This is a genomic window from Halapricum salinum, from assembly GCF_004799665.1.
GTDB classification, from domain to species: Archaea; Halobacteriota; Halobacteria; order Halobacteriales; family Haloarculaceae; genus Halapricum; species Halapricum salinum.
This window is the reverse complement of record NZ_CP031310.1, coordinates 3300816-3314863: the sequence shown is the minus strand read 5'-3', so window position 1 is coordinate 3314863 and position 14048 is coordinate 3300816. Positions and strand designations below refer to the sequence as shown.

Below are 14048 nucleotides of genomic sequence, written 5' to 3'. Positions count from 1 at the left end.
GCGAGGGGATTTATTCGTCCCCGCATTAGCACGGGTGTGTCCTCGCCGTACGAGATCCTCGGTATCGACCCCGATGCCGACGAGCAGACCCTCGTCGACGCCTACAGGAAGCGAGTCAAAGAGGCGCACCCGGACCACGGTGGCTCTCGTGAGGAATTCCAGACAGTCAAGGAAGCATACGAGGCCATCCGGGACGGCGAGGCCGACGCGGGCGCTACGGCTCGGGCGTCTCAGAGTGAGTCGCCGACACCGTCGCGATCACCGAAACGGGCGCGCGAGTCGACCACCTCGGGGGATTCGAGTGCGGCAACCGCACCGGAATCGTCGCAGGATCGTCCCGAACAGACGGTCACGGTCGAATACCTCAACTACGAGGTGCTGGACGATTACGGCTGGGAGGTCGCGGACGACGATCTCTTCGAGAAGGCCGGGCGGGCAGAGTTAGATTACGAGGATTACGGAAAGTTCGTGGTCAAGAACAACGAGACGCTGCTGGAGGCGGCCGAGAACAGGGGCTTCGCCTGGCCGTTCGCCTGCCGCGGCGGAGCATGCACCAACTGTGCGGTCGCCATCGTCGACGGCGAGATGCCGCCGCCAGTCGGGCACATCCTTCCCGACGAGATGATCGAGAAGGGGATCAGACTCTCCTGTCTGGCTGCGCCCGTGACCGAACACACGCAAGTCGTCTACAACGTCAAGCACATGCCCGGCGTCGAGGAACTACTCCTGTCGCCGAGTCGTTTCGAGAAAGCCCACTCCGACTAGTTTTCGGGCTCGACCCGCGAGAGTCGCATCGCGTTGCCGGTGACGGCCGTCGTCATGCCGGCGTCGCCCGCGAGGACGGCCAGCCAGATCGGGACGTAGCCGAACGGGACTGCAATTGCGAGGCCAGCCTTGACTGCCAGACTCGACCAGATGTTCTGTCTGATGACGCCGTTGGCGTCGCCGGCGAGTTCGTAGAGGTACGGGAGCTTCGAGAGGTCGTCGCTCAGCAGCGCGATGTCGGCCGTTTCGAGGGCGGTGTCGGTCCCGGCAGCGCCCATCGCGACGCCGACCGTCGCCGTGGCGAGTGCGGGCGCGTCGTTGATCCCGTCACCGACCATCGCCACCCCCTCGTCGTACTCCTCGACGAGTTCGTCGATGGCGTCGACTTTCTGTTCGGGCAGCAGTTCGGCCCGGTAGTCGTCGACACCGACCTGTTCGGCGATCGCACGGGCAGTCCGCTCGTTGTCGCCGGTCAGCATCACAGTCGTTTCGACGCCGAGGTCTTTGAGTCGGGCGACGGTCCGCTTTGCCTCGGGGCGAACCTCGTCGGCCACGGCGATGACGCCTTCGAGTTCCTCGTCGGTCCCGACCAGCACGACCGTCTTGCCCTCCGACTGGAGTTTCGGGACGGTGTCTTCCAGCAGATCCAGGCAGTTGTTCCGGTCGCAAAGTTGCTGGGCGGTGCTCGTGACGACCCCGCCGTCAGTCGTGGCGTGGACGTGGCTGAGGTCGAAGCCCAACTCCTCGAACAGTCCGGGTTTGCCCGCGAAGTGCGGTGTTCCGCCGAGATCTGCTCGGACGCCCTTGCCGGTGATGCTCTCGAAGTCCTCGATCTCGCGCTCCGAGCCGCCGGCCCCGCTCGCCTCGGCGACGATTGCCTCGCCGATCGGGTGCTCGCTGCGGGCTTCCAGGCCGCGGGCACACTGGAGGACCTCGTCTTCCGTGTTGCCGCCCAGCGGGATCACGTCCGTCACGGTGAGTTCGCCCCTCGTGAGAGTGCCCGTCTTGTCGAAGGCGACGGCGTCGACAGCGCCCATCGCTTCGAGGTGATTGCCGCCCTTGATCAGCACGCCGTTCTTCGCGGCGCTGGTGATTCCCGAGACGACCGAGACGGGTGTCGAGATGACGAACGCACAGGGGCACGCAAGCACGAGCAGCGTCAGGCCGTAGACGACTGCGGTCGACCAGGTCACGCCGAAGACCAGGGGCGTTCCGAGGGTCGTCACGATCGCGAACGCGACGACTGCGGGCGTGTAGTACGACGAGAAGCGCTCGACGAACTGCTCGCGCTCGGTCTTGTTCGACTGGGCGTCCTCGACTAGCTCGACGATCCGCGAGAGCGTGTCCTCGCCCGCCGCCGAGGTCACTTCGACTTCGAGATACCCCTCCTCGTTGATCGTCCCGGCGAAGACCTCCTCGCCGACGGTCTTGTCGACGGGGACGCTCTCGCCGGTAATCGGTGCCTGATTGACCGCGCTCGCGCCGTCGACGACCGTCCCGTCCATCGGAATCTTCTCGCCGGGCTTGACCACGACGACGTCACCCACTGCGACCTGCTCGACCGGAACCGTCTCGGTCTCGTCGCCGCGTTTGACCGTCGCCTCGTTCGGCGAGAGGTCCATCAACTCTCGCAGCGACTCCCGAGCGCGGTCCATCGAGTAGGTTTCGAGCAACTCGGCGACGCTGAACAGGAACGCAAGCGTTGCGGCTTCGAGATAGAGTGGCTCGCCGAAGCCGACCGACGCCAGGAGTGCGCCGAGGATCGCGATCGACATCAGGAAGTCGATGTCGAGATTCAGATTGCGCGCCGAGTAGTAGCCGTTCCGCACGATCTCCTGACCGCCGATCGCGACCGCGAGCAGGAAGGCGACGTCCGCGAGGAAGAACTCGCTGTTGGCCAGTTCCCCGACGAGTGCATTCTGGCTCGTGAGGACGAACTCGAATACCAGTCCGAGCGCGACGAAGACGCCGCTAACCCAGGTCTTGATCGCTCGGTTGCTCGTCCAGATGCTCTCGCGCTCCGGTTCCGCCCCATCCTCGTGGCCGCCGCCCGTCACCTCGTAGCCTGCACCTTCGATCGCGCCGACGATGGTTTCGGTGGTGACGGCGGAATCGTCGTAGGTGACGACGACGGTCCCGGATGTGGGTCGCGTCTCGTAGTCGACGATTCCCTCGACAGAGCCGAGCGCGTTCTCGACTTTGCCTGCACACGACGCACAGTCCATCTCCGGAACCGAGAACGTCACTGTCTGCTCGTCGGCTTTTCCGACGCTGTAGCCAGCTTTCTCGACCCGCTCCTCGATTTCCGCGGCCGACGTCGAACCCGGATCGTAGGTCACTGACAGACGACCGCTCGTGACCTGCGGATCGACCGTCTCGATCCCGTCGAGCTTCTCGACGCTCGTCTCGACTTTGCCCGCGCACGAGGCACAGTCCATCTCCGGGACGCTGTAGGACGCGGTATCGACAGTTCGAGTGTCGTCCCGTCCATTTTCGTTCATTATCCGGCTCTAGGCAACGACCGTTTATTAAATCCGCTGTTACAAATGCGTCCTGAGGTGCCGTATATTGGTAATTAAACGCAGTTGAGTTAATAATTATACCACTGCGGTCAGTTCATCCCCGAACACCGAGCAGTCGGAGCCCGTTCAGTGAGACCACGACGGTCGAGCCTTCGTGGCCGACGACTGCCAGCGGGAGCGGGATGCCACTGGTGAGGATCGCGAGTACCATCACGCCGATCGCGCCGAAGGAGATCGCGAGGTTCACCATCAGCGTCGTTCGGGTCTTTCGGCTCAGTCCGAGGACGTACGGCAGTTTACCGAGGTCGTCGCCCATCAGGACGACGTCAGCCGTTTCGAGGGCGACGTCGGTCCCGGCACCGCCCATCGCCACGCCGAGGGTGGCTGTAGCGAGCGCGGGCGCGTCGTTGACGCCGTCGCCGACCATCGCCACGCCGTCGAATTGGGCGACGAGTTCGTCGATGGCGTCGACTTTCTGTTCCGGGAGTAGCTCCGCTCGAACCGCGTCGACCCCGGCTTCTGCGCCGATCGCTTCCGCGACGCGCTCGTTGTCCCCGGTGAGCATGACGACGTGTTCGATCCCGAGGGCACGCAGTCGCTCGATCACCGCCGGGACGCCCTCCCGGAGCGTGTCGGTGTAGGCCAGCCAGCCGACGATCCGCCCGTCGCCGTCGTTTTCGACGCCGACGAGCACGCTCGTCTTCCCGTCGGCTTCGAGCTCTGTGATCTCGCGGTCGCCCATCTCGATGCCGTCGAAGGTCGTCGAAAGCGACTCGAAGTAGCGTCGGTTCCCGATGTGGATCGTCCGCCCCTCCACGCTCGCGCGGACGCCCTTACCGACCGTCGCCTGAAACCCACTGGCTTCGGGGACGTCGAGCCCTCGCTCGTCGGCCGCCTCGACCGTCGCAGTCGCGAGATGGTGTTCCGAGCGAGACTGGACGGCCGCCGCGACGGCGAGGAGACGCGCCTCGGTCAGCGCCTCGCCGTCGAGTGTCGCGGTGTCGCGGACTCCGACGTCGGTCAGGCTGGTATTTCCTTCGGTCAGTGTGCCGGTCTTGTCGAAGGCCACGGCGTCGATGGTGGCCGCCGTCTCGACGTGTTCGCCGCCCTTGAACAGGACGCCCTGGCGCGCCCCGGCGGCGATGGCCGAGAGTACCGCCGCAGGCGTCGAGATCACGACCGCGCACGGCGAGGCAGCGACCATGAGCGTCATCGCCCGGTAGAACGTCGGCTCGAACGCCGCGCCGATCGCGAGCGGGAGCGCGATGGCGACCCCGGTCATGCCGAAGACACCGAGGACGTAGGGCTGTTCGAGGCGGTCGATGAGCCGCTGTGTCGGGGCTTTCTCGCTCTGGGCGTTCTCGACCATGTCGATGAGCCGGGCGATCGCCGACTCCTGGGCGACTCTCGTGACCTGAACCTCCAGACTCCCGTTCTCGGTGATCGTCCCGCCGAACACCTCGTCGCCGGGCGTCTTCAGGACCGGGACGGACTCGCCGGTGAGCGAGGACTGATCGACCGTGCTCTCGCCCTCGACGACGACGCCGTCCAGCGGGATTCGATCGCCCGGCCGAACCACGAAGACGTCGCCGACCTCGACCTCGTCGATCGGAACGGTCTCTGTCTTCTCGCCCCGAACGACCTGTGCCGTCTCCGGTCGGAGTTCGACCAGCGACTCGATCGCCCGTCGCGACCGACCGATCGCGTAGTGCTGGAGCGTGTTCGACAGCGAGAACAGGAACAGCAACATCGCGCCCTCGAACGGCGCTCCGATCGTCAGCGCCCCCGCTGCCGCCAGGATCATCAACAGGTCGATGTCGACCGTTCTGTCTCGCAGTGACGCGATGCTTCCGCGCAGGCCGTACCAGCCCCCGAAGACGTACGCCGTCGCGTAGCCGCCCCACACCAGCGGTGTCGGCCCGGAGAGGAGATCAGTCGCGAGCCCGACTCCCATCCCGAGGAGCGTCAGCGCGACGAAGATCGATTCGCGTCGGAGCCGCTGCTGGTCTCGCTTCCCGTCTACACTGTCCTCGACGAGCACGCCGAACTCACGGACGATCGATACGACGTCTTCCCTGGAAACTACCGTCTCCTCGAACGTGACCGAACAGATTCCCGAGCGGAACGAGACCGACGCCTCCCGGACGCCCGCCGTCGCTTCGAGCTGTCGTTCGAGACGCAACGCACACGACTCACAGCTCCGACCGCCGTCGTGTTCGACCGGCAGCCGGACGGTATCGAGCGTGGGGTCGGCTGTCTCGCCCATCGACGCGCTCACACGACGACCCCGTCCTGCCCCCTCCGCTGGAACGTCGCGATTGGGTTCGTTCGCATACGTCTACTGGCGGGCGCTCGGCCTTATACCGTCCCCCTGGACGGACGAGTATTTCACAGACCCGTCCCAACCACCGGGTATGGCTTCGCTACTGTCGATCGGGATTCAGGGGGCGATTCTGGGGCTGGTCGCGACGCTCGCGATGGACGTCGTGATGAGACGACTCCAGGAAGGACAGACAATTCCCCGCGTGGCCGCCAGCGTGCTCACGGGCGACGATCCCCGCGACGTCACCGAGCGTCGGGCAAAGAGTGTTCACTATCTCGCCGGGGTTGCCTCGGGGATCCTCTTTCTGGCGCTACTGGGACTCGGCTGGTGGCTCCTGGGTATCGGGGCGGGCGCGTTCGGCCTCCGGGGACTGCTCGCACTGGCCGCGAGCAGTCTCGTCCTCTACGGGTGGCTCGCCGGCTTCTTCGCGGTCGTCGTCCTGCCGCGATACCAGGGTGGGATGGCCCGCCAGCGACTGCACACTGTGCGTCGCACCTGGGCCGTCCTCGCCGGCGTGCAGGTCGGTACACTGGTCGTGCTCTGGCTCGTCTTAACTCGACTCGTCTGATCCAGCCAGATCCGAGACGGTGAGTTCGGTCGCCGTCCGCCAGTAGTGATCGAACGTCTCTATCGCCCAGGATCGGACGGCCTCCGAGTCGGTATCGATCGACGCTCGGAGCACGCCCGTCTCGTCGCGCAACAGCAGGTGGACCGTCCCGTCGGCGATCGTCACCGCCAGCGGGATCCCCTCTTCGCGGACTCGGACGGTCGCCTCCGGGGCTGACAGGAGCGACACCAGGCGCTCTCGCAGGTCTGCGTCGCTGGCGAGGGCCTCGACAGCGCTTCGTGAGAGCACGCCCGAGAAAGAGAGTTCTCCGGCGCTGGCGCGGCGTTCGACGACGGAGAGGTTCTGTTCGTTGAACGCGTGTGAGAACGCCCGGACTTCTGTGGCGTCCTCGACGAGATCTAGCAGGCGCTGGACGGGCGCGTTCGGGCGGGTCTGGGTCGGCGTGGTGATCGTCGCGTCCGCCAGGTGTCGGAGGTCGAAGTCCATCGCGTGGGTCGGGAGGTATCGGACCAGTCCACGAAGCTCGCGCTCGGTCTCGAGGATGTCGAGCAAATCGTTGAACCCCTGGGCGACGAGCGTCCCGGTCGCGGTCGCGACGTAGTCGCTGCCGTCCTGGCGGGCCCACGAGCGGTCCTGAAAGTCACTCAGGATCCGCCCCAGCGTCGCCTGTGACGCACCCGTCTCGGCTTCGAGTTCCGGCCGTGTGTGTCGACCGTCCGAGAGTAGCGTCAGCACCTCGACGCGATTCTCCGAGAGCGCCAGAAACTCGATCTCCTCGAGTGCCGACTCCATACTCCCGGTTGCTCGCCCTCGGGTGAAAGCCTTACCGTCGCCGGTGGCATCGGTTCCTGGCGAGTGTTGCACGCCGTGCAACTGTTGCACCCGCTGTGACTGCTGCACGACGCGGTCCATTCCGGCGCTATGCAACGTTTTCTGGCGTCATCTATGGGTTTCCAGCCCTTCGATTACGATATGTTCCGGATCTTTCTCCACCGGAGGTGTGGCCGATGATCGACCGCACCAGCGCCGCGCTGTTCGCGCTGGCGAGTCTGCTGTTCGGCGGGACCTTCGTCGCCGCCAAAGCCGGGTTGGCGTATTTCCCGCCGGTCCTTTTCGTCGCGCTGCGGTTCGATATCGCGGCCGTGGCGATCGCCATCTTCGCCCTCGTGACGATCCCGCGGGCCGATCTGGTCCCGCAGACCCGGGGCGACCTTCTCGGGATCGTGGCGACGGGCGTGTTCGCGATCGGGCTGGCCAACGCCCTGCTGTTCGTCGGCCAGCAGGACGCTACCAGCGCCGTGGGCGCGATCGTCTTCGGCCTCAATCCGATCCTGACGCCCGTCTTCGCCGCCGTCCTGCTGGCCGACGAGCAACTCTCCCGGCGAGGCGCACTCGGTATGATCCTCGGACTGCTCGGCGTCGCGCTCGTCGTCGATCCCGATCCTGCGACGCTACTCGCCGGCGGTGTGGGCAAGCTGCTCATCTTCGCCGGTGCGGTCAGTGGCGCGCTCGGGACCGTGCTCATCCGTCGGGCCGACACGACGCTGTCCAGTACCGCCCGCACTGCGTGGGGTCTCCCGCTTGCTGCCGCACTCACCCACGTGCTCAGCCTCGCGACCGGCGAATCTGCCGGATCGATCGCGTGGACGCCCGAAGCCGTGCTCGCGCTGGCGTACGTCGGCCTCTTCGCCGGGGCGGTCGCCTACATCGCCTACTTCGGATTGATCGACGCCACGGGAGCGATCAGGGCCAACCTGATCTTCTACGTCGTGCCCGCGGTCGCGACGCTCGGCGGATGGGTGCTCCTCGGCGAGACGGTCTCGGCGATCACGGTCGTCGGCTTCGTCGTGATCGTCGCCGGGTTCGCCGTCATCGGGAGTCGGTCGCTTCTCGATGCCGTCGGCCGACCCAGCGAGTGGTTCTCGACGCCGGAAAGCCCGGAGAAGACGGGCTACTCCCGGTCGGACTGACTCTCACTGTGCAACTGCAGCCGCACGCCCCATCAGCCCGTCACCGACCGACTCGTAGTACCAGGCCAGCCAGAGCGCGGCCGCGACGTTCGAAACCGTGACTGCCCAGAAGACGCTGGTGACGCTACCGCCCAAGAGGAGCACGCCCGCCGCAGCGATCGGCAATCTGACCGTGCCGTACTGCATGACAGTCGAGAGGAAGCTGATCCGCGAGCGGTCGGCGGCGTTGAAACCGGCCTCGAAGAGATAGATCGCGCCCAGTGCCGGATACCCGATCGCCAGGATTCGGAGGTACTCGATCGTCAGCGAGAGCGCCTCGCTGGACAGCGTGGGGGCGAACGCGAGCGCTAGCGGACTCGCCGCTATCCACTGGGAGAGGCCGACGACCAGCAGCGCCCCGCTGGCGACCCCGACGCCCAGCCAGACCGTCAGCCGGGCGCGATCGGGGCGCTCCGCTCCGAGGTTCTGTCCGACCACACTCTGGGCTGCCTGCTGGAGGCCCTGGGGCGGGACGAACGCGATCGAGGCCACTCTCGCACCGATCGTGTAGGCAGCCAGTCCGGCCCCGCCGGCTGCCAGAAAGACCAGCAGGTAGACCGGCAACCGAAGCAACTGCCGGGCTGCCTGCTGACCGCCGACGGGCGCGCCGATCGAGAGGATGCCGCGGGTCGTCTCGCGCTCGATGCCCAGGCGCTCGCGCGTGAGCATCCCGTCGTTTCGGCCCCGTGCGATCAGCACGAACCCGAGCACGACCCCGGCCAGCGAGCCCAGGACCGTCGCGAGTGCCGCGCCGGTGATTCCGAGGCGTGGAAACGGCCCCAGCCCGAAGATCAACAGCGGGTCGAGCACGATGTTGCCACACAGTGCCAGCCCGTTCATGTACAGCGACGCTCGCGAGTCACCGTGGCCGACGAACCCGCCCTCGACAGTGTCGGTGACGGCCATGATCGGCAGCCCCAGTGCGAGCACCGAGAGATACTGGACCGCCAGTTCGGTGACTGCCACTCCACTCTCGGGACGAACCATCGAGAGCGCCCTCAACAGCGGTCCCGCCGCCACTGCCATCAGACCGCCGACGACGACACCGACACCGAGTGCCATCACGAGCCCAGTGTACAGCGCCGTCCGCGCTCCCGCCCGGTCGGTCGCGCCCACCCGACGCGAGACGACGACCTGCGTCCCGACGAAGGTGACGAACACGCCCGCGAACATGAGCCCGAGCAACGGCGTCACGAGGCCTACTGCCGCCACGGCGTCGCCGCTCACCCGCCCCAGAAAGACGATGTCTATCACCTGCTGGAGGACCTGTACGACGTTCTGGACCAACAGCGGGACCGCCAGCACTACCAGTGGTCCAAGGAGACTTCCCTCCGTGATGTCCTCTGTCGATACCTCCAGCACACCTCCTGTTCTTCGCCGAACTGTTATATTAATTCCGGCGGATAAATAATAATATTCTGGGGCCGGCTCTCACTCTTCACTCAGCGCCGCCGCGATCGCCTCTAGCTCGGCTTTTCGGAACGCCTGTTCGCTCTGGCTCGGATCGTTCACGTCGCGTTCGCCGATCGCGTAGAGGATACCCGCTCGCATCTCGGGTTTCGACGGGAACGAATCGTGATCGATCTCGTAGCCGACGGCCTCACAGATGGCCGCCAGCGACTCTTTGGTGAACGCCGTCGATTCGAGACGCTCGTAGCGACCGACAGCGACCCGGATCTCGTTACGGAGTTCGTCGACGGTTGGCATACGCCCACGTGGTCGCGGTGCCGTTGTGTATCTGTTGGTCGCCGTGGCTGCCGAGCCTCCGTATTTGTCGCCGCGTCCGCGACGATACCAGGCCGCTCTGCCCGGCACTCACCTGTCAGATTCCGAAGGTTGATGTGGGCGAGCGCTGAACCACTCCGCCATGGCTGCGATCGAAGCGCACAATCTCACGAAGCGCTACGGCACGCTGACGGCGGTCGACCGCGTCGACCTGACCGTCGAAGAGGGGGAGATCTTCGGTTTTCTCGGGCCGAACGGGGCTGGCAAGTCGACGATGATCAACATGCTGCTGGACTTCGCCCGCCCGACCGACGGCCGGGTCGAGGTGTTCGGGATGGACTGTCAGCGCCAGAGCGTCGCCACCCGCGAACGGATGGGCGTCCTGCCGGAAGGATACGAGGTCTACGACCCCCTGACCGGCCGCCAGCACATCCAGTTCGCCATGGAGTCAAAGCGCGTCGACGGCGACCCGATGGACGTCCTCGATCGGGTCGGGATCGCCGACGCCGCCGATCGAGCGGCCGGCGGCTATTCCAAGGGGATGGCCCAGCGGCTCGTCCTCGGGATGGCGCTTGTCGGCGAGCCGGACCTGCTCTTGCTCGACGAGCCGACCACTGGTCTCGATCCAAACGGTGCGAAAGCGATGCGTGAGATCCTCACCGAGGAGAACGAGCGCGGCGCAACGATCTTCTTCTCCAGTCACATCCTCGAACAGGTCGAGGCGATCTGTGACCGCGTCGGGATCCTCTCAGACGGTGAGGTGGTCGCCGTCGACACCATCGAGGGTCTCCGCTCGGCAGCCAAGAGCGGGACGAAACTCCTGATCACCGTCGACGACCTCGACGTCGTCGACCTCGACGCGATCGAGGCAGTCGAGGGAGCCGACTCGGCGTGGATCGACGACGAACGGTTGGCCGTCAACTGTTCGAGTGCGGCCAAGATCGACGTATTGGTCGCACTGAACGACAGCGGTGCTGACGTGCTCGACTTCACCGTCGAAGAGCCCTCGCTCGAAGATCTCTTCGTCGAGTACACCGGAGGCCGGTCCTGATGGTCTGGCAGGCGATCGCTCGCAAAGAGGTCCGCGGCCTCATCAAGCCACGCCGTCGACGAGCCGGCCTCGCGCTCGTCGCGCTCGTCTTCGTGCTGGGCGGGTATCTCCTCCCGACCACCACAGCCAGTCCCGAGACTGCCGATCTCGCCCCCTACCTGACGGGCGCCGTCACGCTCGTGTTACCCTTGTTCGGCCTGCTGCTCGGATACAAGACGATCGTCAGCGAACGCGAATCCGGACGGATCCTGCTGTTGCTCTCGCTCCCGCACAGCCGTCTGGAAGCGGTCTTCGGGAAGTTTCTCGGACGGGGCGGCGTTCTGGCCCTCGTCGTCACTATCGGGGTCGTTCTCGCCAGCGCGCTCGTGGCTTACCCCTTCGGCAGCCTCCAACTGGGCGTCATGCTGGCGTATCTGCTGGTGACGCTGGTCTACGGACTCGCGTTCGTCAGCATCGGGATGAGTCTCTCGACGTTCACCCGGTCCGGCCAGCGCGCGACGGCTGCGACCTTCGGCGTCTTCTTCGTGTTCGTCGTCCTCTGGACGGAACTCAGAGCCCCGTTTCGGATCGCACTCGATTATCTCGGCCTCGCCGGTGACGGCCTTCCTGACTGGGCTCTGTTCGTCTACGGGCTGGAACCCGGGATGTGCTATTCCCGTGCTGTCCGGGCGTTTTTCGCTGGGTCCGAGCAGGGTGCGTATCTCGGTCCCGACGCCCCATTCTATCTCGGGGAGTGGGTCGCACTGATCGTACTCCTGTGCTGGGTGGTCGTCCCCGTCGCCGCTGGCTACCGGCGCTTCGAGGTGACCGACCTGTGAGTTCGCTCGCCATCGCGCGCAACGATCTCAGGGAGACCAGACAGTCGAAGATACTCTGGCTCCTCGGCGCGACGATCATGCTCGGCTTCGGCGCGCTCACCTACGCTGCCGGGGAGTTTCTGTCTTCGGGGTTCGACCTGTATCTGGACGTTCTCACGGGCGTGTTCGTGCTCCTGGCCCCCTTGATCGGCGTAGCGGTCGGGTACAAGGCCGTCATCGCCGAACGCGAATCCGGGACGATAGCGCTACTCATGTCGCTGCCCCACTCACGCGTCGAGCTCGTGGTCGGCAAACTCCTCGGCCGGTTCGTCGTCGCGGGCGCGCTGCTCGGGTTCGCGTTGGTGGGCAGCGGCGTGGTCTCCCTCGCTGTCTATCCCACGTTCGACTTCTCGGGGTTCGTCGGCTTCTCACTGCTCGTGCTCTTCTACACGTTCACGTTCGTCGCGCTCGCGACTGGCTTCTCGATGGCGCTGTCGTCGTCGCGCCGGGTCATCGGTGCCGCCTTCGGTGCGTACGTCCTCCTGATCATGCTCTGGAACCAGGTGGTCGACGTGTTGGTTCTGATTCTCTTTCGATTCCGCCCGTCCGGACTGGCTGACCCACCGCTGTGGGCCGAATCCGCGAAGTTCTGCACTCCTTTGACCAGCTTCACGTATCTCCTCGATACGACGCTCGGGGTCGGTCCCGGCGCGACCGGTCTCGACATCGGCTCCCAGTGGTTCGCCTCCAATTGGCTCGCTCTGTTGGTCCTCAGTGCGTGGATCGTCTGCCCGCCTGCCCTCGGATATCTCTCGTTCAGGAGTACCGAGTTCTGACTGCCCGTCCGGCTTCTCCGAGTCGCCCACGGGTTGCAGCAGTGTGGAGTGGTGTATCATCCCGAACAAACGTGAAACGTTTTATCTCACGAGCGTTCAACCCTGTAGTATGGACTGTCCCCGTGGGTGCGGACAGGTAGCGACGACGACAACGACGGGGCCGACGACGACGGTGCTCTCGTGTGGTCACCAGCTACCGCCGGACGTTCTCGCACGAACTGCCTGCGAGAGACCGACAGTGTGGTTGGCTACGAGGACCAGAGTCATCGAGTGACTACATGTCTGCAGCTACCCGAGTGACGATCCAGCAACTGGCCGGCGGGAGCAAGTGGCACTGCCCGGACGTGGAGTGTCGGTACGTCGATTCGGCCGATCTGGAACTCGACGGGCCGACGAAAGACGTCGTCTGGGACGATAATCGACAACAGCTACGCGTTGCAGATGTCGAGGACGAGACCGTCCGGCTCTCGGACGTCTGTAACGTCTGCCGACACGCGAAGGGGTGGTCCATTCCGTGGTCGAGTCGGACCGCGACGGACGAGGAATCCTGACGCGACTGTCGTGCCGGCCCGTGACCCACTGTCGTACCCGATTCGGAACGTAACCTATATCAATCGCACTCCGGCTACATTGAGGTGCACCCAACGCGTGTCCGGGTTGGGGTAGTGGTTATCCTCCAGCCTTGTGGAGGCTGGGACGCGGGTTCGATTCTCGCACCCGGACCTGGTATTAATTTTACACTTTCTCAGAGGCCCAGAGTGGCGACACGGCCACGAGAGACCGCGTCGATTAAATGATCCTCCCGTGAGATGTCATCTATGGTGCGAGATCTCCTGAGCGACAGGGTGGCTCGATACGGTGGGGGGACGCTACTCGGCGCGGTAACGTACTGGATCTCCTTTCTGTTGGTGTACGTCCTCGCAGACGTCGAGAGAATGCGATCGTCATTTGCGAGCGGATTGCGGGTAGGGCTCGGCGCACCGTTGTCGTCGGTCGGAATCTCACCGCCCGGATCGCTTACGTATGCCGGGTGGATCTTCTACGAGGCGCATTTCAGTGCGACGACTGCCAGTGTCTCCAACAGTTTCGGGCGACTCTCCGAGACTGATACGATGGGGGTTGGGCCACAGACGTATCTGCACCTGATTCCGCCACTGCTGCTGATCGGCGCGGGGCTGTTGTTGGCCCGGCTGTTACGCGATACCGACACCCCCTCGACGTTCACTGGCGCGTCGATCGCACCGGGGTATCTGCTGATGGCCGTGGCCGGCGCGTTCCTGTTCACGTGGTCGCAGACTGCCCAGAACCAGTTCGCGACGGCGACGATCTCGATGCACCCGTCGCTGCTCTTTGCAGTGCCAGTCATGGGATTGCTCTACCCTGTTCTCTGTGGCGGTCTCGGCGGATTTCTGTACACGCTCACTCGGATTGCCAGACTTTGAATCGGGTTCG

At 65.2% G+C, this 14048-nt stretch carries 13 protein-coding genes and 1 tRNA gene; 9 read left to right on the top strand and 5 right to left on the bottom strand.

Annotated elements, in window-relative coordinates:
- The first annotated feature begins 36 nt into the window (after window positions 1-36).
- Window positions 37-765 (top strand): ferredoxin Fer, encoded by a 729-nt coding sequence (gene fer / locus DV733_RS16330; RefSeq protein WP_049993034.1) that lies wholly within the window; start codon window positions 37-39, stop codon window positions 763-765.
- Here the strand turns inward: fer and DV733_RS16325 are convergent.
- Complete coding sequence (locus DV733_RS16325) at window positions 762-3266, bottom strand: heavy metal translocating P-type ATPase (protein WP_049993033.1); 2505 nt, start codon at window positions 3264-3266, stop codon at window positions 762-764. The genes fer and DV733_RS16325 overlap by 4 nt on opposite strands.
- A 115-nt stretch (window positions 3267-3381) precedes the next feature.
- On the bottom strand, window positions 3382-5553 hold the full coding sequence (locus DV733_RS16320; protein WP_049993032.1) for a heavy metal translocating P-type ATPase: 2172 nt from the start codon (window positions 5551-5553) through the stop codon (window positions 3382-3384).
- A gap of 148 nt (window positions 5554-5701) precedes the next feature.
- On the opposite strand from DV733_RS16320, the gene DV733_RS16315 reads away from it, so the two are divergent.
- Window positions 5702-6178: a hypothetical protein gene (locus tag DV733_RS16315; protein ID WP_049993031.1), complete on the top strand. Its 477-nt coding sequence runs from the start codon at window positions 5702-5704 to the stop codon at window positions 6176-6178.
- On the opposite strand, the gene DV733_RS16310 is transcribed toward DV733_RS16315, so the two are convergent.
- Window positions 6161-6970 carry a helix-turn-helix transcriptional regulator gene (locus tag DV733_RS16310; RefSeq protein WP_049993030.1) on the bottom strand — a complete coding sequence of 270 codons (810 nt, stop codon included), beginning with the start codon at window positions 6968-6970 and terminating at the stop codon, window positions 6161-6163. The genes DV733_RS16315 and DV733_RS16310 overlap by 18 nt on opposite strands.
- Window positions 6971-7185: 215 nt before the next feature.
- Here DV733_RS16310 and DV733_RS16305 point away from each other — a divergent pair, with 215 nt between their 5' ends.
- Window positions 7186-8148, top strand: coding sequence for a DMT family transporter (locus tag DV733_RS16305; RefSeq protein WP_079979378.1), 963 nt, complete (start codon window positions 7186-7188; stop codon window positions 8146-8148).
- Between the two features lie 3 nt (window positions 8149-8151).
- Here the strand turns inward: DV733_RS16305 and DV733_RS16300 are convergent, their stop codons facing one another.
- Window positions 8152-9549 carry an MATE family efflux transporter gene (locus DV733_RS16300; RefSeq protein WP_049993029.1) on the bottom strand — a complete coding sequence of 466 codons (1398 nt, stop codon included), beginning with the start codon at window positions 9547-9549 and terminating at the stop codon, window positions 8152-8154.
- Between the two features lie 69 nt (window positions 9550-9618).
- On the bottom strand, window positions 9619-9894 hold the full coding sequence (locus tag DV733_RS16295; RefSeq protein ID WP_049993028.1) for a hypothetical protein: 276 nt from the start codon (window positions 9892-9894) through the stop codon (window positions 9619-9621).
- Window positions 9895-10054: 160 nt separating this feature from the next.
- Here DV733_RS16295 and DV733_RS16290 point away from each other — a divergent pair, with 160 nt between their 5' ends.
- From DV733_RS16290 to DV733_RS16265, 6 genes are all read left to right on the top strand, one after another.
- The gene (locus tag DV733_RS16290) at window positions 10055-10963 is read left to right on the top strand and encodes an ABC transporter ATP-binding protein (protein ID WP_049993027.1); all 909 of its coding nucleotides are present in this window, start codon (window positions 10055-10057) and stop codon (window positions 10961-10963) included.
- Window positions 10963-11781 (top strand): ABC transporter permease, encoded by an 819-nt coding sequence (locus DV733_RS16285; RefSeq protein ID WP_049993026.1) that lies wholly within the window; start codon window positions 10963-10965, stop codon window positions 11779-11781. Before DV733_RS16290 ends, DV733_RS16285 begins: the two co-directional genes overlap by 1 nt.
- Window positions 11778-12596 carry an ABC transporter permease subunit gene (locus tag DV733_RS16280; RefSeq protein WP_049993025.1) on the top strand — a complete coding sequence of 273 codons (819 nt, stop codon included), beginning with the start codon at window positions 11778-11780 and terminating at the stop codon, window positions 12594-12596. The genes DV733_RS16285 and DV733_RS16280 overlap by 4 nt, the downstream gene beginning before the upstream one ends.
- A gap of 278 nt (window positions 12597-12874) precedes the next feature.
- Window positions 12875-13147 (top strand): hypothetical protein, encoded by a 273-nt coding sequence (locus DV733_RS16275; RefSeq protein WP_049993024.1) that lies wholly within the window; start codon window positions 12875-12877, stop codon window positions 13145-13147.
- A 100-nt stretch (window positions 13148-13247) separates the two neighbouring features.
- Window positions 13248-13319: transfer RNA gene (locus DV733_RS16270), tRNA-His, on the top strand.
- A gap of 95 nt (window positions 13320-13414) precedes the next feature.
- The gene (locus DV733_RS16265; protein ID WP_049993023.1) at window positions 13415-14038 is read left to right on the top strand and encodes a hypothetical protein; all 624 of its coding nucleotides are present in this window, start codon (window positions 13415-13417) and stop codon (window positions 14036-14038) included.
- Window positions 14039-14048 lie beyond the last annotated feature (10 nt).